The following is a 20,798-nucleotide window of genomic DNA, read 5'->3' on the forward strand; positions in this document are numbered from 1 at the left end:
GATGGACCCGAACTACACGTGGCCGCCGCTCGGCCAGGCGTGGACCGACCTGCCCGAGTCCACCCGTACCGCGATGGTGACCACCGGCGCCGCGGCCTGGGAGAAGATCTTCCACGGCCGGGCCACCTACAACAAGCAGTGGCGGCTGGCCCGCCCGCCCGTGTTCACCGCCGACGCGTTCCGCGAGCTGAACGAGGTCTGCGACCGCATCGCCCAGCTCATCCTCGAGGCCTGCCGGCGCCGCGCCCGCACCGCCGGTGAGCTGCGCCTGCTGCTCGACGTGCCGGACGGCGAGACCCGGCTGCTCGACCCGGACGAGGAACTGCACGAAGGGCTGCTCGCCGCGTACCGGCCGGACGTGCTGTTCTCCGGTGGCGTGCCGTGCATCGTCGAGTACAACATCGACAGCAGCCTCGGCGGCGGCTTCGACGCCGACACCGTGATCCAGCGGTACGCCGAGCTGTACCGTACCCATGACCTGCTCGACGGCGCGCGACCCGCACCGTCCCTGCTGGACCAGCGGTTCGTGGCCATCCGGGACACACTCGGCCTGCCCGACGGCGCCCGGGTGGCGCTGCTGATGGACTTCGACGCCGACTACCCGGGACTTGACGACCCGGAGACGTTCATCCGCATCCTGTCCCCGCTGATCGACCAGGCCCGCCCGTTCGGCATCGACCTGGTCATCGCCCCGGTCGCCACCGCCACCCTGGACGCGCAGAGCCGGCTGGTCGTCGGCGGCGCCCCGGTGGACGCACTGTTCCGGTTGTTCGTGCCCAACCGGGTCACCCCGAGCGCCGGGCTGGACGCGGTGGCCGGCGCGCTCGCCGCGGGCACGCTGCCGATGTTCGTCAGCAGCGCAGCCTGGCTGCTCAGCAACAAGCTGAACTACGCCTGGCTCTGGGACGACCTGGACCTGCTGCCGGAGGACGACCGGACGCTGATCCGCCGGTACGTGCCGCACACCGTGGCGCTCACCGCCGACCAGCTCGACCGGGCGCTCGCCGAACAGGCCGACCTGGTCGCCAAGCCGGCCGGTGGCTCGGCCGGACACGGCGTGCTCATCGGCCGGGAGATGACACCTGTGGCGTGGGCGGACGGGGTACGCGCGGCCGTCGCCGAGGGCGGCAACATCCTGCAGCGCTACCACGAGGCGGACCGGGTGGCGATGGACTTCGTGCAGATCGAGACCGGTGAGACGGTCACCGCCGACGTCCCGTACAGCCTCGCCCCGTACCTGTTCGACCGCACCGGATCCGGCGCGCTCGCGCGGGTCGGCTACCCGGGTTGCGACGAGGTCCTCAACCTGGCGAGAGGCGTCCTCCTGACCGGCATCCTCCTAACCGACTGACCCGCCCCGTCCCCTCCGCCCACCCACCCCAGCGCGTTGATCAAGGAGTTTGTGTCCTCACCAAGGCGTATTCCCGACACAAACTCCTTGATCACCGATCAGATCCGACCCGCAGGTCGGCCCGCCGGCCCCCCTCGCAGCGTCGATCATGAAGTTGGCGGGGACAAAAGGGACGCCCACTGCCGCCAACTTCATGATCGTCGGGTTGGGTCGGGCAGGGTGCTCGGGCGGGCCCGCTAGGGGAGGGGTCAGGGGTGGGGGAGGTGGGTGGCGAGGACCTTCAGGGTTTCGGCGGTGGCTATGGCGTCGCTGCGGGCACTTCCGTGCCGGCCGTCGCTGCTGTACAGCGACGCATCGGCCACCAGCGGATGGTCGGTCAGGTGGACGTGCAGCGTGCCCAGGCGCTCGGCCACGCCCCGGGTGTGCCGCGACAGCCGGCGCATCCGCTCGCCGAGCGCCGCGCGCAGCGTCTCCGGCACCGCAGGGCTGTGCGACACGTCGAACATGCCCACAGTGATGACGTCCGCCCCCGCCTCCCGCAACGCGGTGATCATGGCGGTCAGCTCGGCGTCGACCGCGTCCGGGTCGTAGGCGGACCGGAACGCGTCGTTGCCGCCGCACACCACCAGGGCCAGGTCCGGCTCGAAGGCCAGCGCGTCGGCGAGCTGGGTGGCCCGGACCTCGTGCGCGCGCAGCCCGCGCCGGCCCAGGTTCAGGTAGGCCAGCTTTGGCCGGATCGCGCGTAGCTCGGCCGCGATCCGGTCGGCCCACTGGAGGTCGGGGTAGCCGTCGGCCGGCTCGCACAGTCCTTCCGCGACGCTGTCGCCCAGCACCACGAACCGGCGCCAGGGGTGCCCGCGCAGCAACTCGGTGGCCTCCCCGGGACGCAGGCACCACGGGTCGGTCGCCTCGGTCAACGTCGATGGCATGACCGGCAGGCTAGCCGAGCGTCCCACGCGGGGAAAGAGGCTCAGGGCAGCAGGGCCAGCAGCTCCCCGGGCCGGGACAGGCTGAGGTCGGCCGGCTCGTCGGGGTCGTACTGGTGGCCCCACGCGGCGGCCACCGCTACCGCGCCGCTGTGCCGGGCGGCGCGTACGTCCAGTGGTGAGTCACCCACGTACGCGGCGCGGCCGGGCGGCACGCCGAGGTGCCGGCAGGCCGCCTCCACCCCGTCGGGCGCCGGTTTCGGGCGGTCGACCTGGTCGCCGCCGAGGACGACCTGGAAGTGGCCGAGCAGGCCCGCCCGGTCGAGCAGGATCTCGGCGGCCCGGTGGCTCGCGCCGGTGAACACGCCCACCGGCACCCGGGCGGCGATCTCGGCCAGCGCGTCCGCGACGCCGGGGTAGACGCGTACCCGCCCGGCGAGCGCATCCAGCTCGGCGTGGTAGCGCTCCAGGTCGTCGCCGGAGGCCGGCCGTCGCAGCAGGTGCGTCAGCAGGTCGATGGGGGAGCCGATCGAGTAGCCGGCGATGACCTCGGCGTCGGTGTACGACGGGCCGCCGCCGGCCCGCACCGCCGCCCGGTACGCCGCCGGCACGACCGCGTGCGACTCGACGAGCGTGCCGTCCATGTCGAAGACGATCGCCTCCACCGGGCCGGTCACGCGGTCTCCGCCCGGTGCGCGGTGGCGAGCCGCTTCGGGGCGCGCGCGTGCCACGCCTCGGTGACCAGTTCGGTCAGCTCGTCCACGTCGATGCGGTCGAGCCGGACCAGCACCGCCGGATAGCCGTCGAAGTGCGGGGTGGTGAAGTAGACCGCCGGGTCGTCGGCGATCAGCGCCTCCTTGGCGCCCAGGTCGGGCACCCGCGCGCCGAGGATCGGGCCGTCCGGCGCGGCGTCGCCGAGCGACTCTAGTTCGCCGCGCCGCAGCGGCCGTTCCCAGACGAACGACTTGTCGCGGACGCGCCAGGCGGGCGCCTGGTCGTACGTGGGTCGTTCGGTGGTCTCCGGCAGTGCCAGCGCGATGCGCCGCACGTCGTCCCAGGTCGCCATGGCCCCGACCCTACCGCCGCCCCCCGACACCGCGGCCCGGACCGGCAGGCTCAGACCGGACCCGCAGGCTCAGAGCGAACCCGCAGGCTCGGGACCGGGCCGGCGGGCTCAGACCGGGGTGGGCGTGGCCGGTTCCGCGGCCGGGCGCCGGGACGCCCGGTTCAGCAGCAGCGGTCCGACGGTCAGCACCAGGCAGACCACAGACATCACCAGCAGCGCCGGGGTCAGGTCGAGCAGCGCCACCGACCAGCCGCCGAGCAGCGCGCCGACGGGCAGGCCGAGGAACGCCACCGATCCGGAGATGCCCAGCACCCGGGTCTGCAGCTCGCCCGGCACCCGCTGGTAGAGGGCGGCGCCGAGCAGCGGGTTGACCGCCGCGATGCCGATGCCGGACAGGAACGTCACCACGAGCACCACGACCAGGTCGTCGCTGAGCGCCAGCGCGAGCAGCCGGGGTGCGCCGCTGAGCGTCAGCCCGAGCGCGAACGTCGTCCCGGCCGGCAGCCGGGTGCCGAACATCGTGAACAGCAGGTTGCCCAGCAGCGCGCCGGCCGAGAAGACGCCCAGCAGCAGACCGAACCCGGCCGGGTCGCCGAGCACCTGGTTGACCCAGAGCGGGATCCAGACCGCGACGCTGGCGTTGGCGAACATGTTCGACACCGAGACCACGATCAGCATGATCATCAGCGTCCGGTCGGTGCGCAGGTACGCGAAGCCGCCGCGCAGCGCCCGCAGGTACGGCTCCCGGGGCGCCGGTTGCGCCGGTGCGGGTGGCCGGACCAGCACGCCGATCAGCAGCGCGCAGACCGCGAACGTGGCCGCGTCGATCCAGATGGCGCGGGTCAGCCCGACCCAGTCGATGAGCAGTCCGCCGAGTACCGCGCCGAACAGCGTCATGCCCCGGGCCAGGCCGTCGTAGGCGCTGGTGAGCCGGATCAGCGGCACCCCGGCCCGCTCGGCCGCCGGTTTGAACAGCACGTGCTTGACCCGGTCGCCGATGCCGCGCAGCCCGCCGGCGATCGCCACCAGCACCAGCAGCGTGCCGAAGCCGAGCCAGGGCGCCAGCGCCACCACGGCCATCGCGACCGCGCTCGCCGCGTCCACGAACACCGAGGTACGGCGTACCCCGAACCGGTCCGCCCACGGCGTCGCGAGCGCGCTGGAGAGCATGTACGGAAGCGTCTCCGCCGCCGCGACGAGTCCCATCTTGGTGGGACTGCCGGTGGTCTCCAGCACCAGCCAGGGGATGGCGACCACCGAGATCCGCGTGCCGAGGTTGGACAGCAGGTCGGCGCCGACCAGGGTGTACAACTCCCGGCGCGGGTTCACGCCGGACTGCCGATCGGGTCGGCGCCGGCCGGGTGGGCCGCCGCGTACCGGGCCCGCAGGGCGCGCTTGTCCACCTTCGCGGACCGGTTCAGCGGCAGCGCGTCGACGAACTCGACGGCGCCGGGCGCCCACGTCTCGCTCAGTTCCCGGACCACGAGCGCGATCAGCTCCTCGCCGGTCACCGACGCGTCCGGGGCGGGCACCACGTACGCGTGCGGCAGCTCCCCGGCCACCGGGTCCGGTACACCGATGACAGCGGCGGCGCGTACCTCGGGGTGGCCGGCGAGCACGTCCTCGATCGGGCGGGAGTAGATCGGCCAGCTGCGCTGCCGGGTGAGGATGCGGTCCTGTAACCGGTCGACCAGGTAGAGGTAGCCGTCGGCGTCGAGGTGCCCGATGTCGCGGGTGCGCACCCAGTCGTCGACGAGCGTCTCGGCGGTCAGCTCCGGCCGGCCGTGGTAACCGGCGAAGCTCAGCTTGGTGCGCACCCACACCTCGCCGTCGGAACCGGCGGGCAGCACCCGCCCGTCCGCGTCGCGGATCTCCACCGTCACGTCGCCGTACGGGCGGCCGCAGGAGCGCAGCCGCTCCGGGTGCTCGGGGTCCTCGGTGAGCCCCGGCAGCGCGCAGATGACCACCGCCTCGCTGAGCCCGTACACGATGCGCAGGCACGGACCGAAGCGGGCGATGGCCTGGCGCAGCCGGGCCGGCGCGGCGGGCCCGGCGCCCACGTTGAACATGAACATGGCGGAGAAGTCGGCGCCCGGCAGGTCGGGGTGGTCGAGCACCTCGTAGAGCATCGGCGGGGTGACGAACGTGGAGGTGAGCCGCTCGGCGTCCACGGTGGCGATGAACGCGGCCGGGTCCCACTGCTCACGCAGGAACAGCACGCCGCCGGTGAACAGGTTGAACAACGTGGTGATCTGGCCGCTCGCGAGCCACATCGGGGAGTGCGACAGGTGCCGCAGCAGCGGGAACCCGGCGCCCCGGAAGTCGGCGGCCAGGGCGAGCACCTGCCGGTAGAAGCTCTCCCGGTGGTGCACCAGCTTCGGCGTGCCGGTGGTGCCGCTGGTCTGCAGGAACGACTCCGGCGCGGGTACCCCGGCGGGCGGTTCCGCGACCGGCCCGGCGGCCCGGGCGGTCAGGTCCGGTCCGGCGCCGCCGGGACCGAGGCAGAGCACCGGTACGCCGGACAGGCCCGCCGCGATCTCCACCGCCTGCGCGTCCCGCGGGTCGTGGACGAACGCCTCCGGCGTGGACAGCGCGACGAACTCGTCGACCTCCCGCCGCGAGGTCACCGGGGCGACCCACATGCTCCGGCAGCCGAGCAGGTGCAGGGCCAGTTGCAGCAGCGGCCCCTCGACCGTGTTGCCGAGCATCACCAGCACCGCGGCGCCGGGGCGTACCCCGTGGTGGTGCAAAGCGGCGGCCAGGCCGCGCACCTGCGCGGCGACCTGGGGGTAGGTGAGGCGGCGTCCGCCGCCGACGAGCGCCTCCCGGTCGCCGAACCCGGCGAACAGCTCCAGCGCCTCGTGCACATAGTTCGGCCGGTCGGTCATCGGGCAGCCCCCATCATGGTCCGCGAGCGGCGTCCGGCCAGGTCAGGGCCGGGACAGGACGGCAGGTGCCAGGGTCGGCGACCGCACCGCCGCCAGCCCCGAGCCTAGGCAGCCGCGGTCCACGGCGGACAGAGCCGATCGTCGCTGCGTCCCGTCCCGCGGGCATTTGATCATGTCGATCAGGTTGATTGACGCTCGTCACAGCCGGAAGCTAGTTTCCGGTCCATCGCCCGGGCCGGTGCCGCCGACCGCGTCACGCCCGGGGCTGCCGACCATGGAGGATCGATGCCGACCCCGAAGAGATGGCACGTCATAGCTTCCGCCGTCACGCTGCTGATCGCCGCCACCCCGGCGGTCACGGCGAGCGCCGGCCCGACCGGGAACGACCGCGCCGGGCACGGGCGCGCCGAGTGGGCCGGAACCTGGGCCGCCGCGGTGACCCGCGGGAACACGGTGGGCCTGACCAACACCGGCCTGAACAACCAGAGCATCCGGATGACAGTGCAGACCTCGGTGGGCGGCCCGCGCCTGCGGGTGCGGCTGACCAACCTGTACGGCGAGCAGGCCGTCCAGGTCGGCCGCGCCACGATCGCCCGGCCGAACACCGCCACCCCCGACGACCTGTCCGACATCGTCGGGTCGAGCGTCCGCCAGCTGACGTTCTCCGGCGCCGGATCGGCGACCATCAACAAGGGCGCCGAACTGCTCAGCGACCCGGTGGCCTTCCCGGTGGCCGAGCAGGAGGACCTGGTCGTCACCCTGTACTTCCCGGTGCTCACCGGGCCGGTCACCTTCCACGGCCAGTCCCGGGTCACCAACTTCATCGGCGCCACCGACCTCACCTCGGCCGCCGAGGGCACCGGCTTCACCATCCGGCCCAACTGCTGCTGGATGTTCCTGTCCGGCATCGACGTGGAACGCAAGGCCACGCCCGGCTCGGTGGTGGTGCTGGGTGACTCCATCAGCGACGGCAACGGCAGCACCGTCAACGCCGATCAGCGCTGGTCCGACCTGCTGGCCAAGCGGCTGATCGACGCTCGCCCGGAGCCGCGTACGCCGGGTGTGCTCAACCTCAGCCTGGCCGGCAACCGGCTCAACCACGAGGGCCCCGAGCCCGGCGCGGACAACTTCCCCGGCTACTACGAGCTGGGCCCGAACGCGCTGGCCCGGCTCAACGAGGACGTGTTCCCGCAGACCGGGGTGCGGACCGTCATCACCCACCTGGGCATCAACGACATCTGGATGAACGGCGACAGCCCCGAGGCGATCATCGCCGCGCTGCGCCAGCTCAACCGGCAGGTCCAGGCGCGCGGCCTGACCAGCATCGCCGGCACGCTCATGCCGTACGAGGGCAACGGCGGGCCGGGCGTGTGGACCCCGGAGAAGGACGCCACCCGCCAGGCGGTGAACACCTGGCTGCGTGGGCCCGGCCGGGCCGAGTTCGACGGCATCGTCGACTTCGACGCGGTGATGCGGGATCCGGCCCAGCCGAGCCGGCTGCTGCCGGCGTACGACTCGGGTGACCACATCCACCCGAACGACACGGGCGCCGCGGTCATGGCGAACGCCGTACCACTGAAGCTGCTCGGACTGTGACACCGGGCGGGGGCGGCGGTCGACACGACGCCGCCCCCGCCACCGTTTTCCTGGGGAGGAACAGACAGTGGACGTCAGCGAGATCCTGACCGGCCTCTACAGCGAACAGGGCCGGCAGAACCCCTATCCCTTCTACGCGGCCCTGCACGAGCACGGGCCGATAAACGCCGTACCGGCCCGGGCCGAGCACAGCACCGTGAGCGCGGTCGCCGGCGGATACGACGTGGTGGACCAGATCCTGCGCGATCCCGGCTGGTACAAGGGCTTCCCGCCCGGCTGGGAGGAGCAGGAGATCCTGCGCACGTTCCTCACCTCGATGATGTTCGTCAACCCGCCGGACCACACCCGGATGCGCGCGGTGTTCGCCAAGACGTTCACCCCGCGCCGCCTCGGCGCGCTGGAACCGGTGATCGAGCGGATCGTCGCCGAACGCCTGGACCACCTGGCCGAGGCGGGCGCGGACGGGCACGAGGTTGACTTCGTGGCCGACTTCGCGTACCCGGTCCCGGCGCTGGTGATGGCCGAGTTCATCGGCCTGCCCGCGGCCGACCTGACCTGGTACCGGCAGCGGGTCGACTGGATCGACGAGTACATGGACGTCTCCGGCAAGACGCCGGAGCGGCTGGCCCGGGCCAACCAGGCCGCCGAGGAGCTGCGCGTCTACTACCGGGACCTGATCGCCCACCGCCGCCGCACGCCCGGTCACGACCTGATCAGCGGGCTGGTCGAGGTGCTCGACGCGGGCGGCGTGGACCTCACCGAGGAGGAGTTGATCAGCAACCTGATCGTGCTGTTCAACGCCAGCTTCGTCACCACCGTCTACATGTTCAGCAACGGCCTGCCGCTGCTGCTGGACCACCCGGATGTCACCGCCGCGCTACCAGGCGACGACGAACTGGCACGCGGCTGCGTCGAGGAGGTGCTGCGGATGGAGAGCCCGGTGCACTTCCTGGCCCGATCCGCGCCCGCCGGCGCCGACCTCGGCGGCGTGCCGGTCAGCCGCGACGACAACGTGCTGCTGCTGATCGCCGCCGCCAACCGTGACCCGGCGAGGTTCCCCGACCCGGACCGCTTCGACCCGCGCCGCGCCGGCCCGCCGTCGCTGGCCTTCGGCGTCGGGCTGCACTTCTGCCTCGGCTCGGCGGTGTCCCGGCTGGAGGGCCGCTTGGCGCTGCCGCGCCTGTTCGCGCGCTTTCCCCGGCTCGCCGTCACCCAGCCCTACACGTACAGCGGGAGCCTGTTCCTGCGTGGAATCGACAAACTCTTCGTCACCACCGGGGAGGCCGGATGACACTCGATCCGCAGGTGGTCGCGTGGCGGGCCGCGCGCGCCGCCGCCGGCACCGCGCCGCTCTACACCCAGACCCTCGCGCAGGCCCGCGCCGCCGACCTCGCCGCGATCCGCGCCGGGTCCGGCGCGGTCGAGCCGGTCGCCGAGGTACGCGACACGACGGTGCCCGGCCCGGCCGGGCCGCTGCCGGTGCGGATCCACCGGCCGGACGGCGACGGTCCGCTGCCCACGCTCGTCTACTACTTCGGTGGCGGCTGGACGCTCGGCAGCGTCGACACGGCCGACGGGATCTGCCGGCGGCTGGTCAACCTGGCCGCCGTCCAGACCGTGACCGTCGGCTACCGGCTCGCCCCGGAGCATCCGTTCCCGGCGGCGGTGGAGGACTGCCACGCCGCGTTGCGGCACCTCGCCGCGCACGCCGCCGAGTTCCGCGTCGACGCCGACCGGCTGGCGGTGGGCGGGGACAGCGCGGGCGGGAACCTGGCCGCCGCGGTCACGCTGCTGGCCCGCGCCGACGGCGGTCCCCGGCTCGCCGCCCAGCTGCTCGTCTACCCGAACACCGACCAGCGGCCCGGGCACCGGCCGGGCGACGACGAGGACCCGATGCTGTTCAACAGGCACTCGGTCGGCTGGTACCGCGGCCACTACCTCACCGACCCCGGCGACGCCGCCCACCCGCTCGCGTCGCCGCTGCTCGCCGAGGACCTGTCCGGCCTGCCGCCGGCGTTCGTGGTCACCGCCGGGCACGATCCGCTGCGCGACGAGGGCCTGCGGTACGCCGAGCGGCTGCGCGAGTCCGGCGTGCCCACCGAGACGGACGACTACCCGGGCATGGTGCACGGGTTCTTCGCCATGCCCGGCGTGTTCGACGCCGGACGGCAGGCCCAGGAACGTGCCGCCGCCTTCCTGCGCCGCGCCTTCGGGCTCGACCCGGCGCACGCCCGGGCGGCGACGGGTGCCGACCATGGCTGACCCGGCGGACGGGTTCGTGCCGCCGGCCAGCCTGGCCGAGTTCGCCGCGCTCGCCCGGGCGGTCCTGCCGGCCGACGTGTGGGACTTCGTCGACGGCGGCAGCGGCACCGAGACCGCCCTGGCCGCGAACCGGGCCGCGCTGGACCGGGTGGCGGTGCTGCCCCGGATGCTGGCCGGGGTGGACGACCCGTCCACCGAGGCGGCGCTGCCCGGCGGCCGGGCCGCGTTGCCGGTGGCTGTCGCGCCGATGGCGTACCAGCGGCTGCTGCACCCCGACGGCGAGCCGGCGCTCGCGGCGGCGGCCCGGGCGGCGGGCGTGCCGTACGTGGCGAGCACGCTGTCCAGCACGCCGATCGAGGAGATCGCGGCGACCGGCGCGACGGTGTGGTTCCAGCTCTACTGGCTGCGCGACCGGGCGCTGGTGGCCGACCTGCTCGACCGGGCGGAGGCGGCCGGCTGCGCGGCGGTGATGGTGACTGTGGACGTGCCGGTGCTCGGGCGGCGCCTGCGCGACGCCCGCAACGGGTTCGCGCTGCCGCCGCACGTCACCGCCGCGAACCTGCCCGGCGGCCGGGACGACCTGGCGCACCAGGGCACCCCCGGCGTCTCGGCGGTGGCGGTGCACACCGGCGCGGTGTTCGCCCCGGCGCTGAGCTGGGCGGACCTGGAGTGGTTGCGGGAGCGTACCCGGGTGCCGTTGCTCGTCAAGGGCATCCTGGACCCGCGCGACGCGGTCCGCGCGGCGGACGCCGGCGTCGACGCCGTGGTGGTCTCCAACCACGGCGGACGGCAGCTCGACGCCGCCCCGGCCAGCGCGGCCGTGCTGCCCGAGGTGGTCGAGGCGGTCGACGAGCGGTGCGTGGTGCTGCTGGACAGCGGCGTCCGCGGCGGTGTCGACGTGCTGCGCGCGCTGGCGCTCGGCGCGGACGGCGTGCTGCTGGGCCGGCCGCTGCTCTGGGCGCTCGCGGCGGGCGGCCGGGCCGGCGCCGAGGCGGCACTGGCGCTGCTCGCGGCGGAACTGCGTGACGCCCTCATCCTCAGCGGCTGCCCCGACCCGGCCTCGGCCCGGCGGCTGCATACCCGGATCGGAGGCTGACGTGGAACCCGTCGACCTGGCCGTCTCGGCGCTGCACGGCAGCGTCGGCGACCCGGCGCTGAACTCGATGAACTTCCTCAACGAGGTGGCGCAGCACTACCCGGACGCGGTGTCGCTGGCGGCCGGGCGGCCGTACGAGGAGTTCTTCGACTCCGCGGTGCTGCACACGCACCTGGACCGCTTCCGCCGGTATCTGGCCGAGGACGTCGGGCTGGACCGGGCCGGCGTGGACCGGACCCTGTTGCAATACGGGCGCACCAAGGGCGTCGTGCACCACCTGATCGCCCGGCACCTCGCCGTGGACGAGGGGCTCACCGTCGACCCGGAGTCGATGGTGGTGACGGTCGGCTGCCAGGAGGCGATGTTCCTGGTGCTGCGCGCCCTGCGGACCGGCCCGGCCGACGTGCTGTTCGCTGTCGCGCCCACGTACGTCGGGCTCACCGGCGCGGCCCGCCTGGTCGACCTGCCGGTGCTCCCGGTGACCGGCGGGCCGGACGGCGTCGACCTGGCCGACCTGCGCGCCGGGGTGCGCCGGGCCCGCGCGGAGGGGCTGCGGCCCCGGGGCTGCTACGTGATGCCCGACTTCGCCAACCCGTCCGGCGTCAGCATGGACACCGCGCAGCGGCGGCGGCTGCTGGACCTGGCCGCCGAGGAGGACCTGCTGCTGATCGAGGACAACCCGTACGGCCTGTTCCCGGCCGACGGCACCGACCGGCGGCCCACGCTCAAGGCGCTTGACACCGCGCGCCGGGTGGTCTACCTCGGCTCGTTCGCCAAGACCGTCCTGCCCGGCGCCCGGGTCGGCTACGTGGTCGCCGATCAGCGGGTGGGGGAGGCGGACGGCACCGTGGTTCCGTTCGCCGACCACCTCGCGAAGATCAAGAGCATGGTCACGGTGAACACGTCGCCGATCAGCCAGGCGGTGATCGGCGGCGCGCTGCTGGCGCACGACTGCTCGCTGGTGGCCGCGAACACCAGGGAGCGGGCCGCGTACGCCCGTAACCTGCGCCACCTCGCCGACGGCCTGGCCCGGCGCTTCCCGGCCGGCGGGCCGGTCACCTGGACGGTGCCGGCGGGCGGGTTCTTCGTGGTGGTGAGCGTGCCGTTCGCTGTCGACGACGCGCTGCTGCACCGTTCGGCGCGCGAGTACGGCGTGCTCTGGACGCCGATGGCGCACTTCTACGACGCGGGCACACCGGTGAACGCGCTGCGGCTGTCGGTGAGCGCCGTCACACCGGAGTCGATCGATGTGGGCCTGGACCGGCTGGCCGCGCTGGTCACGGACGCCATGACCGGTGGTGCGATACCGGAGTGTCAGGGTTCCGGCACCGTGCGTGTTTCCTGACGCCGTTTCGTCTGTTGATAATGGACGAATGGTTGCCTGGGAGTACGCGTTGCTCGTTCGTCGGTATCAGGGTCAGGGTCGCAATTTCCACGTCTCGTTCGTGTGGTACGGCCCGGACGGGTCACGCACCGACGTGACCGCGTACGGCGACACCGCGATCGCGCACCTCAACCGGGTCGGCCGGGAGGGCTGGGAACTGGTCTCCGCCGCCGAGGACGTGAACAACGTGCAGGGCAGCACCGAGGTCCACCGCTACCACCTGAAGCGCCCGCTGCGCTGACCCGTTCACACCGGCGCCCCGGGAGACTCGTTCTCCCGGGGCGCCGCCGTCATATCAGGTCAGGTCAGGTCAGGTCCACGGCGGGGTAGAGCGGGAACGGCGTGAGCAGGTCGGCGGCCTGCTTGCCGACGGACTCGGCGACGGCCGGGTCCAGCACGTACTTCGCCTTCGACGGGGCGCCGTCCGGGCCGGTGCCGGGCGTGGTCTTGCTGAGCACGGTGTGGATCAGCTCGGCGGTGGCGTCCATCTCGGCTGCGCCGAGGCCGCGGGTGGTGAGCGCCGGGGTGCCGATGCGGATGCCGGAGGTGTACCACGCGCCGTTCGGGTCCTGCGGCACCGAGTTGCGGTTGGTGACGATGCCCGAGTCCAGCAGCGCCTGCTCGGCCTGCCGGCCGGTCAGGCCGTACCCGGACACGTCGATGAGCACCAGGTGGTTGTCGGTGCCGCCGGTGACAAGCGTCGCGCCCCGGCGCAGCAGCCCGTCGGCGAGCGCCTGCGCGTTGTCCACGATCCGCTGGGCGTAGTCGGCGAATTCGGGGCGGCGCGCCTCGGCCAGCGCGACCGCCTTGGCGGCCATCACGTGCGGCAGCGGCCCGCCGAGCACCATCGGGCAGCCCCGGTCGACCTGGTCGGCCAGCTCCGGCCCGCAGAGCACCATGCCGCCGCGCGGGCCGCGCAGCGACTTGTGCGTGGTGGTGGTGACGATGTGCGCGTGCGGCACCGGGTCGAAGTCGCCGGTGAACACCTTGCCGGCGACCAGCCCGGCGAAGTGGGCCATGTCGACCATGAAGGTGGCGCCGACCGAGTCGGCGATCTCCCGCATGATCCGGAAGTTGACCTTCCGCGGGTACGCGGAGTAACCGGCGACCAGGATCAGCGGCTTGAACTCGCGGGCCGCCTCGGCCACCCGGTCGTAGTCGATCAGGCCGGTGGCCGGGTCGGTGCCGTAGCTGCGCTGGTCGAACATCTTGCCGGAGATGTTCGGCCGGAAACCGTGGGTGAGGTGCCCGCCGGCGTCAAGCGACATGCCCAGCATCCGCTGGTTGCCCAGCTCACGGCGCAGCGCGAACCAGTCCGCCTCGGTCAGGTCGTTCACCTGCCGAGCCTGCGCCTTGCGCAGCGCGGGGGACTCGACCCGGTCGGCCAGGATCGCCCAGAACGCGACCAGGTTGGCGTCGATGCCCGAGTGCGGCTGCACGTACGCGTGGGACGCGCCGAACAGCTCCCGGGCGTGCTCGGCGGCGAGCGCCTCGACGGTGTCGACGTTCTGGCAGCCGGCGTAGAACCGGCGCCCGACCGTGCCCTCGGCGTACTTGTCGCTGAACCAGTTGCCCATCGCCAGCAGCGTCGCCGGGGACGCGTAGTTCTCGCTGGCGATGAGCTTGAGCGACTCGCGCTGGTCGGCCAGTTCCGCGGCGATGGCGTCGGCCACGCGCGGCTCGACGCCGCGGACGACCTCCAGCGCGCTGCGGAAGGCGGTGGACTCGGCGTTGCGCGACATGCGACCTCCAGGTGACGTGCGGAAGGCCCAGGCGCTCGGCATGCGTCCTCATGACGAGGCCGCTCCCCGATGGTGCTCCATCTCCACGCGCCAGTCACGGCCCGTGCCGATCCTACCGGCCCGGCCGGGACCTGCGAGGTTGGGCCGCCCGTCCCGGCGACTGAACCCCGCGACGCGAACGGGATCGCCCCGAGGGAGGGGCGGTCCCGCTCGCGTCGCGGTGCCGGTCTCAGGCGACCACGGCATCGAGGGACTTCTTCAGCGCCTTCGGGGCGGTCGGCGTCTTCGGCGCCTTGGGGCGCAGGTCGAGCATCCGCTGGCCGATCTCCTGGAGCTGGTTACGGCCGAGCGCCTCGCGGACCTTCGGGAACCACTCCTGCTCCTCCTCCTCGATGTGGTGCAGCACGTTCTCGATCAGCACCGTCGTCTTGGCGTTGTACCGCTCGTCGCCGGCGTCCATCGTGAACAGCTCGAAGCAGAGCACGTCCGCGACGTGGTGCTCCTCGTACGACTCCAGGACGTCGTCCTCGACGTCGGGCACCAGCTCGCGGACCTCCGGGTACATCACCTCGTTCTCGAGGTAGGTGTGCACCGTGAGGGCTTCGAGGATCTGCCCGACGATCTTCCCGCGCTTGCTCGCCGGTCCCTCCTCGGCCTCCTGGAAGGCCTTGAACAGGCGGCGGATCTCCTTGTGGTCCTCCTTGAGCAGGACGATCGCATCGGTGGACACCGGTTACCTCCTAGGTCGGCTGACGGTGCCCCCCTACCCGGCGCCCCACCAGGACAAACAGACCGGGCCCGGCGTGATCGCCGGGCCCGGTCCACGCGGATACCGGTTACTTCACCGCGTTGTACGCGTCCACGACGCCGGCGCCGTAGAACCCGTTGCGGTTCCCGCCGGAGCAGGTCGCGTCGTACGCGTTCGGGCCCGCCGGGATCAGCGGAACCGGGTTGTAGACGCCCGACGGGCAGGACTTCGCGACCGCCGTGCGCTCCAGGAACGAGGCCAGCTGGCCCGGGGTCATGCCCGGGTGCGCGGACAGCGCCAGCGCCGCGACGCCGGTGGCGTGCGGGCTGGACATCGAGGTGCCCTGCTTGTAGCCCCACCCGTTGGTGCGGGTGGCGGTGTTGAAGGTGGTGGACAGGATGCCGTCGGCGGACGTCGAGCGGGCGCCCTGGGTCCGGAACCGGGTGTCGCCGCCCGGCGCGGTCACGTCGATCACGCCCTGGCCGTACGAGGAGTAGTAGCTCTTCTCCCCGGTCGGGCCGACGGCCGCGACGGTCACCACGCCCGGCGCCTCGGCCGGCAGGTCGAGGCAGGCGTTGGTGAGGTTCTCGCGCTCCTCCGGGGTGCCGTTGTTCGGGCTGCCGGTGTCGGTGATCTTGTGGGCCAGGTCGTAGTTCGAGTTACCTGCCGACGCGACGTGCAGCACGCCCTGGGACTGCGAGTAGCGCAGGGCCCGCTGCACGGCCTTCCACACCGGGCGCTGACGCGCGTCGTTGCGGCAGTTCAGCTCCCACGGGTCGATGTAGTAGCTGTTGTTGGTCAGCTGCATGCCGTGCTCGGCGGCCCACATGAACCCGCAGACGGCCGCCTCCGGGAAGATGTAGCCGTCGTCGTTAACCACCTTGACGGCGGCGACCTTCACGCCCGGCGCGACACCGGTGACACCGACGCCGTTGACGGCGGCGGCGATGGTGCCGGCCACGTGGGTGCCGTGGTCGCTGGTGGTGGGGTTCCACGCGGTCTCGGCGGTGTTCGGTACGCCGCCCACACAGGAGGCGCTCTTGTCCTTGGCGATCTGGGTCGCCAGGTCCGGGTGGCTGCTGGAGATGCCGCTGTCCAGCACACCCACCACGACCGACGGGCTGCCGCCGGTCACGGCGTGCGCCTGCGGGACGCGGATCTGGGGCATGTCCCACTGCAGGTTGTAGAGCGGCTCGGCGGTCGGGTCGCCGGTGGCCGCGGCGACGGCGGCGGCCGGCACCTCGACCGTCTCGCCCTCGTCCAGGGCGGTGCCCAGGCCGGCGGTGGAGGCGACCGACTCGACGCCGGCGCCCGCCACCCGGGTGGCGAAGTCCGGGGCGGACGAGCGCACGACGAGCACACCGATCTTGTCGTACGCGGCCACCACGGTGCCGTCGGCGGCCGCCACGCGGGCGGCGGCCTTGGCGGTGCTGTTGCCCTGCGGGGCGAGCACGATGTAAGAGGTTTCCGGTCCGACGGCCGCGGCCGGTGCCGTGGCGCCGACGAGGGCGAGCCCGGCGCCGAGCGTCACTGCCGACGCCGCGGCGAGTGTCTTGCGACGGAGGTTGTTCACACAGACTCCCAGGGGTTCGTGCGGGTGGACCGCACCCCTGAGCGGGCTGCGGTCCGGGCGGAGGCACGGCGAAGTACCGGCCTCGCCCGGACCAGCGCCACCGCCTCCCGGCGTGTTACACGTGCCGCAAGCCCGGTGAAGTGGATCGTCAGACGGTGGCGATCGTGTAGGGGATCTCGTCGAGCAGTTCCCGGGCGAGGAAGCCGATCCGCCCGTACCGGGGGACCAGCCGCTGCCCGCTCACCGCGTGCGCGAACGCCGCCCAGCAGGCCGCCTGCGCCGGGTCGGCGCCCCGGGAGAGCAGACCCGCGAGCAGCCCGGCCCGCACGTCGCCGCTGCCCGAGGTGCCCAGCCCGGCGTCCCCGCTCTCCTCCCGCCAGGCCCGGCCGTCCGGCGTCGCGATGTGCCCGTACAGCGAGACGACCGCGTCGTACCGGCCGGCCAGTTCCACCGCCTCGGCGTCCAGGTCGTCGCCCGGATCACGGCCCAGCAGGTGCCGCGCCTCGGTCAGGTTGGGAGTGAGCACCGCCTTGCGGCCGGACCCGGCCAGCAGCTCCGGCGCGTGGCTGAGCGCGCCGAGCGCGTACGCGTCGAGCACCAGCGCGGTCTCCCGGCCGGCCGCGTCCAGGACCAGGCGCAGCAGCTCCCCGGTGGCCTCGATGTCCGTCAGGCCGGGTCCGACCGCCACCACGTCGGCCTCCGTGACCAGGCCGCGGAGCAGGTCGCCCGGGTCGCCGCGGACCGCGCCGTCGCCGGTCTCCGGCAGGCCGATCACGAGCGCCTCGGGCACCTGGATGCTCAGCGACGCCGCAGTCGACTCGGCCGCGGCGAGCTGGAGCACTCCGGCGCCGGCCCGCAGCGCTGCCACCCCGGCCAGCAGCACCGCGCCGGGGGTGAACCGGGAGCCGCCGACCACCAGCACGGTGCCGCGCGCCTCCTTGCCGCCGGTGGGCACCGGCAGCGCCCAGTCCCGCAGCAGCGCGGGGGTGATCACGTCAGACCGGCTCGGCATTGACCTCGTCCTCCCTGGTGGGCTTCGCCCCCTGCCGGTGCAGGTGGGCGACGTCGTTGAACACCTCCGGCACGAGCCGGCCGGCGTCGTCGGCGTGCCAGGCGGTGACCGAGCAGTTGGCGATCACGTGCTCGCGGGTCAGCGCCATCAGCTCCGCCTCGGTGAGCCCCTCCACCAGGTAGCGCAGCAGGAAGACCAGCGCGTCGTGGCCGAACAGCAGCACCCGGCCCCCCTCGTGGTCGCGGCGCAGGTCGCCGAGCAGCGCCCGCAGCCGCAGCGCCACGTCGGTCCAGGACTCGCCGCCGGGCGGGCGGTAGTAGAACTTGCCGAGCCGGGTACGCCGCTGCGCCTCCTCCGGGTAGCGCCGGGTCACGCCGTGGCCGGTGAGCCCGTCGAGGACGCCCAGCTCCCGGTCGCGCAGCCGCTCGTCGACGCTCGCCGGGATCCCGGTGCCGCCGAGCGCCAGCTCGGCCGTGCGCACCGCCCGCAGGTACGGCGACACCACCGCCACGTCCGGCCGCCTCGGCTCCGGCAGCCCGGCCAGCCAGCGGGCGGTCGCCCGCGCCTGCTCCTCGCCGGTCGGCGACAGCGGCACGTCCGCGTCCCGGTGGGTGAGGTCGATCAGCTCGGCGCCGGACGTCTCGGCCGCCGTGGCCGCCACGTTCGCCGTGCTCTCGCCGTGCCGGACGATCCAGAGCGATCCCAACTCCGCCATGCGGCTCCCGGTACCCGGGCTCGACCGGGGATAACCGTGCCGGACCGGCCCGACGCGGGACTGCGCCGCAGTGCATCGACCCGGCACAATGTCCCACGACGCGGGACGGACGGCCCGGGTCCGAGGGAGGCGCACATGGCGACTGTGGTGCGGGGTCTGCGGGAGGCGCTGGTGCTCTTCCTGATCGCCGCCGTGGTGATCGCGGCGGCGGTCGGCATCTGGGTGGCGGTCGGCGGCGGCGACTTCACGCACCGGCTGGGCGTGGCGTTCATGATCGTCGGCGCCGTGATCGGGATGACCGGCGACCTCACGCTGAGCCGCATCGGCATGCTGCCGGCCCGTTCGACCTTCGGTCTGGCGCCCGAGCGGGAGGACGGCGGCGGCGGGCGGGTGCTCACCGGCGTCGGCATCTTCCTGTTCGTCTCGGTGCCGCTGATCGTCGTCGGTGCGCTGCTGATCACCTGAGCTCGTGACGGCCGTCGCCGGACCGGTCAGTCCTCCGGCGAGCCGGGACTCACGAGGCCCGTCTCGTAGGCGACCACCACCGCCTGGACCCGGTCGCGCAGGCGGAGCTTGGCGAGGATGCGGGCGACGTGGGTCTTCACCGTCGCCTCGGACAGGTGCAGCGCCTCCGCGAGTTCGGCGTTGCTCAGGCCGCCGGCCAGCAGGCGCAGGACCTCCGTCTCGCGACGGGTCAGCGTGGCCAGGTCGCGGTGCACCGCCGCCGTCTCCGGGTCGCGGCGGGCGAAGCGCCGCACCAGCCGGCGGGTGATGGCCGGTGCGAGCAGTGCGTCACCGTCCTGCACCATGCGTACGGCCGCGACCAGGTGTTCCGGCGTCACGTCCTTGAGCAGGAAGCCGCTCGCCCCGGCGGCGAGCGCGGCGTAGACGTACTGGTCCAGGTCGAACGTGGTGAGGATGATGATCCGGGGCGCCGCGACGGCCCCGGTGAGGATGCGGCGGGTGGCCTCGAGACCGTCGAGCTCGGGCATGCGCACGTCCATGAGGACCACGTCGGGCCTGGTGCGGCGGACCGCGTTTACCGCCTCCGTGCCCGTCGCCGCCTCGGCCACCACGTCCACCCCACCGGCCGTGAGGATCATGCGGAATCCGGTACGGACCAGTGCCTGGTCGTCGGCGACCACCACACGTACCGTCATGTCGCCTCCCATGGGATCAGCGCCTCGACGTGGTAGCCGGCGCCCGGCCGGGCGCCGGCGCGCAACGTCCCACCGTAGACGGCGAGGCGCTCCCGCAACCCGATCAGGCCGCGCCCGCCCGAGCCCACGGTGGCGGCCGGGACGCCGGGCTCGGTGTTGCCGACCTCGATCCGCAGGCTCTCCGGCGCGTACTCGACGACGACGGTGCCCGCGGCGCCGGGTGCGTGCCGGACCATGTCCGTCAACGCCTCCTGCACCACCCGGTAGGCGGCCAGCCCGACACCGGAGGTGACCGGCCGGCGCTCGCCGGAGATGGTCAGCCGTACCGGCACGCCGGCGTCACGCACGCGTTCGATCAGCTCGGGCAGGCCCTCGATCCCGGGCTGCGGGTCCTCCGGGCCGTCCGGTTCGGAATCCGCCAGCAGGCCCATGACGTGCCGCAGCTCGGTGAGCGCGGACCGGCCGGTCGACTCGACGGCGAGCAGCGCCTCCCGCGCCTGATCCGGAGCGGCGGCGAGCACCGTCCGGGCGGCGCCGGCCTGGATGACCATCACGCTGACGTGGTGCGTCACGACGTCGTGCAGTTCCCGGGCGATGCGGGCCCGTTCACCGGCGACCGCGTCGCGCAGCGCCTGCTCGTGGGCGCGGGCCTCGGCGGTGAGCCGCCGCCGGTCCTCACCTGCTCGTCGCCGCCACACGTGATGGCCGCCTGCGGCGGCCACCAGCGGGGCCAGCACGACGAACGGCAGGTTGGCCGCGGGCACCGTGACCGGCATCAGCTCCCGCAGGCCCAGGGCGAGCAGCGCCACCGCCGGGACCGATGCCAGCGCCGGCAGCCGGTACGGGCTGTGCGCCGCCGCGCCGTAGACGGCGACGAGGCAGGTCAGCACCACGCACGGGTACAGGGCCGGTTGCCGGTCCCCGTCGGTCACCAGCACCAGTGACGCGGCGCCCATGGTCGCCCAGAGCACCGCGAGCGGATACCGGCGGCGCAGCACCAGCGGCGCGCACATGACGAAGACCAGCAGCAGCGCCCCGAGCGTCGACCCGGGCTGTGCCGGCTGCGCCTCCGGCGGGACCGCCAACGGCGGCAGCGGCGGCGGCAACGGCGGGGGCGGGACGCCGACGTCGTCGGTGGCGGCCTGGAAGCACACCAGCCCGAGCACACCCGCCAGCGCCGCGTCGAGCAGCAGCGCCCGCCAGCCCGGCCTCGGCAGCGGCCCGGTCGCCACGATGCCTCTCACGCGTCCATTCTCGCCGCCGGCGCCGGCCGGGGCAT

The 20,798-nt window shown here is 73.5% G+C and carries 20 protein-coding genes and 1 riboswitch; of the genes, 8 read left to right on the forward strand and 12 right to left on the reverse strand.

Going from position 1 to position 20,798, the window contains the following annotated elements; translation table 11 throughout:
- Position 1: 1 nt before the first annotated feature.
- On the forward strand, positions 2-1,351 hold the full coding sequence (locus SM452_RS06725) for an ATP-grasp domain-containing protein (RefSeq protein ID WP_355507843.1): 1,350 nt from the start codon (positions 2-4) through the stop codon (positions 1,349-1,351).
- A gap of 248 nt (positions 1,352-1,599) precedes the next feature.
- Here SM452_RS06725 and SM452_RS06730 read toward each other — a convergent pair whose 3' ends face one another.
- From SM452_RS06730 to SM452_RS06750, 5 genes are all read right to left on the reverse strand, one after another.
- A complete protein-coding gene (locus SM452_RS06730) occupies positions 1,600-2,280 on the reverse strand; it encodes an SGNH/GDSL hydrolase family protein (RefSeq protein WP_463839511.1) in 681 nt (226 codons plus the stop codon).
- 41 nt (positions 2,281-2,321) lie between these two features.
- Positions 2,322-2,954 carry an HAD family hydrolase gene (locus tag SM452_RS06735; protein WP_463839512.1) on the reverse strand — a complete coding sequence of 211 codons (633 nt, stop codon included), beginning with the start codon at positions 2,952-2,954 and terminating at the stop codon, positions 2,322-2,324.
- Complete coding sequence (locus tag SM452_RS06740; protein ID WP_262011730.1) at positions 2,951-3,343, reverse strand: MmcQ/YjbR family DNA-binding protein; 393 nt, start codon at positions 3,341-3,343, stop codon at positions 2,951-2,953. The genes SM452_RS06735 and SM452_RS06740 overlap by 4 nt, the downstream gene beginning before the upstream one ends.
- Positions 3,344-3,451: 108 nt before the next feature.
- Complete coding sequence (locus SM452_RS06745) at positions 3,452-4,672, reverse strand: MFS transporter (protein ID WP_194799265.1); 1,221 nt, start codon at positions 4,670-4,672, stop codon at positions 3,452-3,454.
- Positions 4,669-6,231 carry a class I adenylate-forming enzyme family protein gene (locus SM452_RS06750; protein WP_355507837.1) on the reverse strand — a complete coding sequence of 521 codons (1,563 nt, stop codon included), beginning with the start codon at positions 6,229-6,231 and terminating at the stop codon, positions 4,669-4,671. The genes SM452_RS06745 and SM452_RS06750 overlap by 4 nt, the downstream gene beginning before the upstream one ends.
- 285 nt (positions 6,232-6,516) lie before the next feature.
- Between SM452_RS06750 and SM452_RS06755 the strand changes: the two genes are divergently transcribed.
- The 6 genes from SM452_RS06755 to SM452_RS06780 all read left to right on the forward strand — a co-directional run bounded on the left by SM452_RS06755 (position 6,517) and on the right by SM452_RS06780 (position 12,810).
- A complete protein-coding gene (locus SM452_RS06755; protein WP_402806737.1) occupies positions 6,517-7,827 on the forward strand; it encodes an SGNH/GDSL hydrolase family protein in 1,311 nt (436 codons plus the stop codon).
- A gap of 67 nt (positions 7,828-7,894) precedes the next feature.
- Positions 7,895-9,118 (forward strand): cytochrome P450, encoded by a 1,224-nt coding sequence (locus SM452_RS06760; RefSeq protein ID WP_355507835.1) that lies wholly within the window; start codon positions 7,895-7,897, stop codon positions 9,116-9,118.
- Positions 9,115-10,089: an alpha/beta hydrolase gene (locus tag SM452_RS06765; protein ID WP_262011727.1), complete on the forward strand. Its 975-nt coding sequence runs from the start codon at positions 9,115-9,117 to the stop codon at positions 10,087-10,089. Before SM452_RS06760 ends, SM452_RS06765 begins: the two co-directional genes overlap by 4 nt.
- Positions 10,082-11,185 (forward strand): alpha-hydroxy acid oxidase, encoded by a 1,104-nt coding sequence (locus SM452_RS06770; protein ID WP_463839513.1) that lies wholly within the window; start codon positions 10,082-10,084, stop codon positions 11,183-11,185. Before SM452_RS06765 ends, SM452_RS06770 begins: the two co-directional genes overlap by 8 nt.
- A gap of 1 nt (position 11,186) precedes the next feature.
- On the forward strand, positions 11,187-12,530 hold the full coding sequence (locus tag SM452_RS06775; RefSeq protein ID WP_463839514.1) for an aminotransferase-like domain-containing protein: 1,344 nt from the start codon (positions 11,187-11,189) through the stop codon (positions 12,528-12,530).
- A 28-nt stretch (positions 12,531-12,558) separates the two neighbouring features.
- Positions 12,559-12,810, forward strand: a complete 252-nt coding sequence (locus tag SM452_RS06780; protein WP_013286617.1) for a hypothetical protein — start codon at positions 12,559-12,561, stop codon at positions 12,808-12,810.
- Positions 12,811-12,874: 64 nt separating this feature from the next.
- Here the strand turns inward: SM452_RS06780 and SM452_RS06785 are convergent, their stop codons facing one another.
- The 5 genes from SM452_RS06785 to SM452_RS06805 form a co-directional block, all read right to left on the reverse strand.
- Positions 12,875-14,311, reverse strand: a complete 1,437-nt coding sequence (locus tag SM452_RS06785; RefSeq protein WP_463839515.1) for a glycine hydroxymethyltransferase — start codon at positions 14,309-14,311, stop codon at positions 12,875-12,877.
- 18 nt (positions 14,312-14,329) lie between these two features.
- Positions 14,330-14,419, reverse strand: a riboswitch (ZMP/ZTP riboswitch).
- A gap of 121 nt (positions 14,420-14,540) precedes the next feature.
- On the reverse strand, positions 14,541-15,041 hold the full coding sequence (locus tag SM452_RS06790; protein ID WP_262011723.1) for a hemerythrin domain-containing protein: 501 nt from the start codon (positions 15,039-15,041) through the stop codon (positions 14,541-14,543).
- A 106-nt stretch (positions 15,042-15,147) separates the two neighbouring features.
- Positions 15,148-16,632 (reverse strand): S8 family peptidase, encoded by a 1,485-nt coding sequence (locus SM452_RS06795; RefSeq protein WP_463839516.1) that lies wholly within the window; start codon positions 16,630-16,632, stop codon positions 15,148-15,150.
- A gap of 148 nt (positions 16,633-16,780) precedes the next feature.
- Entirely contained in the window at positions 16,781-17,644 is an 864-nt protein-coding gene (locus SM452_RS06800; RefSeq protein ID WP_262011721.1) for an NAD(P)H-hydrate dehydratase, read from the reverse strand.
- Positions 17,628-18,359 carry a histidine phosphatase family protein gene (locus SM452_RS06805; RefSeq protein WP_355507822.1) on the reverse strand — a complete coding sequence of 244 codons (732 nt, stop codon included), beginning with the start codon at positions 18,357-18,359 and terminating at the stop codon, positions 17,628-17,630. The genes SM452_RS06800 and SM452_RS06805 overlap by 17 nt, the downstream gene beginning before the upstream one ends.
- A gap of 135 nt (positions 18,360-18,494) precedes the next feature.
- Between SM452_RS06805 and SM452_RS06810 the strand changes: the two genes are divergently transcribed.
- Complete coding sequence (locus SM452_RS06810) at positions 18,495-18,824, forward strand: hypothetical protein (RefSeq protein ID WP_135240406.1); 330 nt, start codon at positions 18,495-18,497, stop codon at positions 18,822-18,824.
- Positions 18,825-18,850: 26 nt separating this feature from the next.
- Here SM452_RS06810 and SM452_RS06815 read toward each other — a convergent pair whose 3' ends face one another.
- Together SM452_RS06815 and SM452_RS06820 are read right to left on the reverse strand one after the other, a co-directional pair.
- Complete coding sequence (locus SM452_RS06815) at positions 18,851-19,519, reverse strand: response regulator (RefSeq protein ID WP_463839517.1); 669 nt, start codon at positions 19,517-19,519, stop codon at positions 18,851-18,853.
- Positions 19,516-20,763, reverse strand: a complete 1,248-nt coding sequence (locus tag SM452_RS06820) for a sensor histidine kinase (protein ID WP_463839518.1) — start codon at positions 20,761-20,763, stop codon at positions 19,516-19,518. Before SM452_RS06820 ends, SM452_RS06815 begins: the two co-directional genes overlap by 4 nt.
- Between the last annotated feature and the right edge of the window lie 35 nt (positions 20,764-20,798).

Source organism: Micromonospora sp. SYSU B005 (assembly GCF_055362685.1).

Coding starts and splice junctions, on each gene's coding strand:
- SM452_RS06785 (WP_463839515.1), bottom strand. CDS start 14,311: ATGTCGCGCAACGCCGAGTCCACCGCCTTCCGCAGCGCGCTGGAGGTC.
- SM452_RS06750 (WP_355507837.1), bottom strand. CDS start 6,231: ATGACCGACCGGCCGAACTATGTGCACGAGGCGCTGGAGCTGTTCGCC.
- SM452_RS06770 (WP_463839513.1), top strand. CDS start 10,082: ATGGCTGACCCGGCGGACGGGTTCGTGCCGCCGGCCAGCCTGGCCGAG.
- SM452_RS06740 (WP_262011730.1), bottom strand. CDS start 3,343: ATGGCGACCTGGGACGACGTGCGGCGCATCGCGCTGGCACTGCCGGAG.
- SM452_RS06725 (WP_355507843.1), top strand. CDS start 2: ATGGACCCGAACTACACGTGGCCGCCGCTCGGCCAGGCGTGGACCGAC.
- SM452_RS06800 (WP_262011721.1), bottom strand. CDS start 17,644: ATGCCGAGCCGGTCTGACGTGATCACCCCCGCGCTGCTGCGGGACTGG.
- SM452_RS06815 (WP_463839517.1), bottom strand. CDS start 19,519: ATGACGGTACGTGTGGTGGTCGCCGACGACCAGGCACTGGTCCGTACC.
- SM452_RS06755 (WP_402806737.1), top strand. CDS start 6,517: ATGCCGACCCCGAAGAGATGGCACGTCATAGCTTCCGCCGTCACGCTG.
- SM452_RS06810 (WP_135240406.1), top strand. CDS start 18,495: ATGGCGACTGTGGTGCGGGGTCTGCGGGAGGCGCTGGTGCTCTTCCTG.
- SM452_RS06805 (WP_355507822.1), bottom strand. CDS start 18,359: ATGGCGGAGTTGGGATCGCTCTGGATCGTCCGGCACGGCGAGAGCACG.
- SM452_RS06730 (WP_463839511.1), bottom strand. CDS start 2,280: ATGCCATCGACGTTGACCGAGGCGACCGACCCGTGGTGCCTGCGTCCC.
- SM452_RS06765 (WP_262011727.1), top strand. CDS start 9,115: ATGACACTCGATCCGCAGGTGGTCGCGTGGCGGGCCGCGCGCGCCGCC.
- SM452_RS06780 (WP_013286617.1), top strand. CDS start 12,559: ATGGTTGCCTGGGAGTACGCGTTGCTCGTTCGTCGGTATCAGGGTCAG.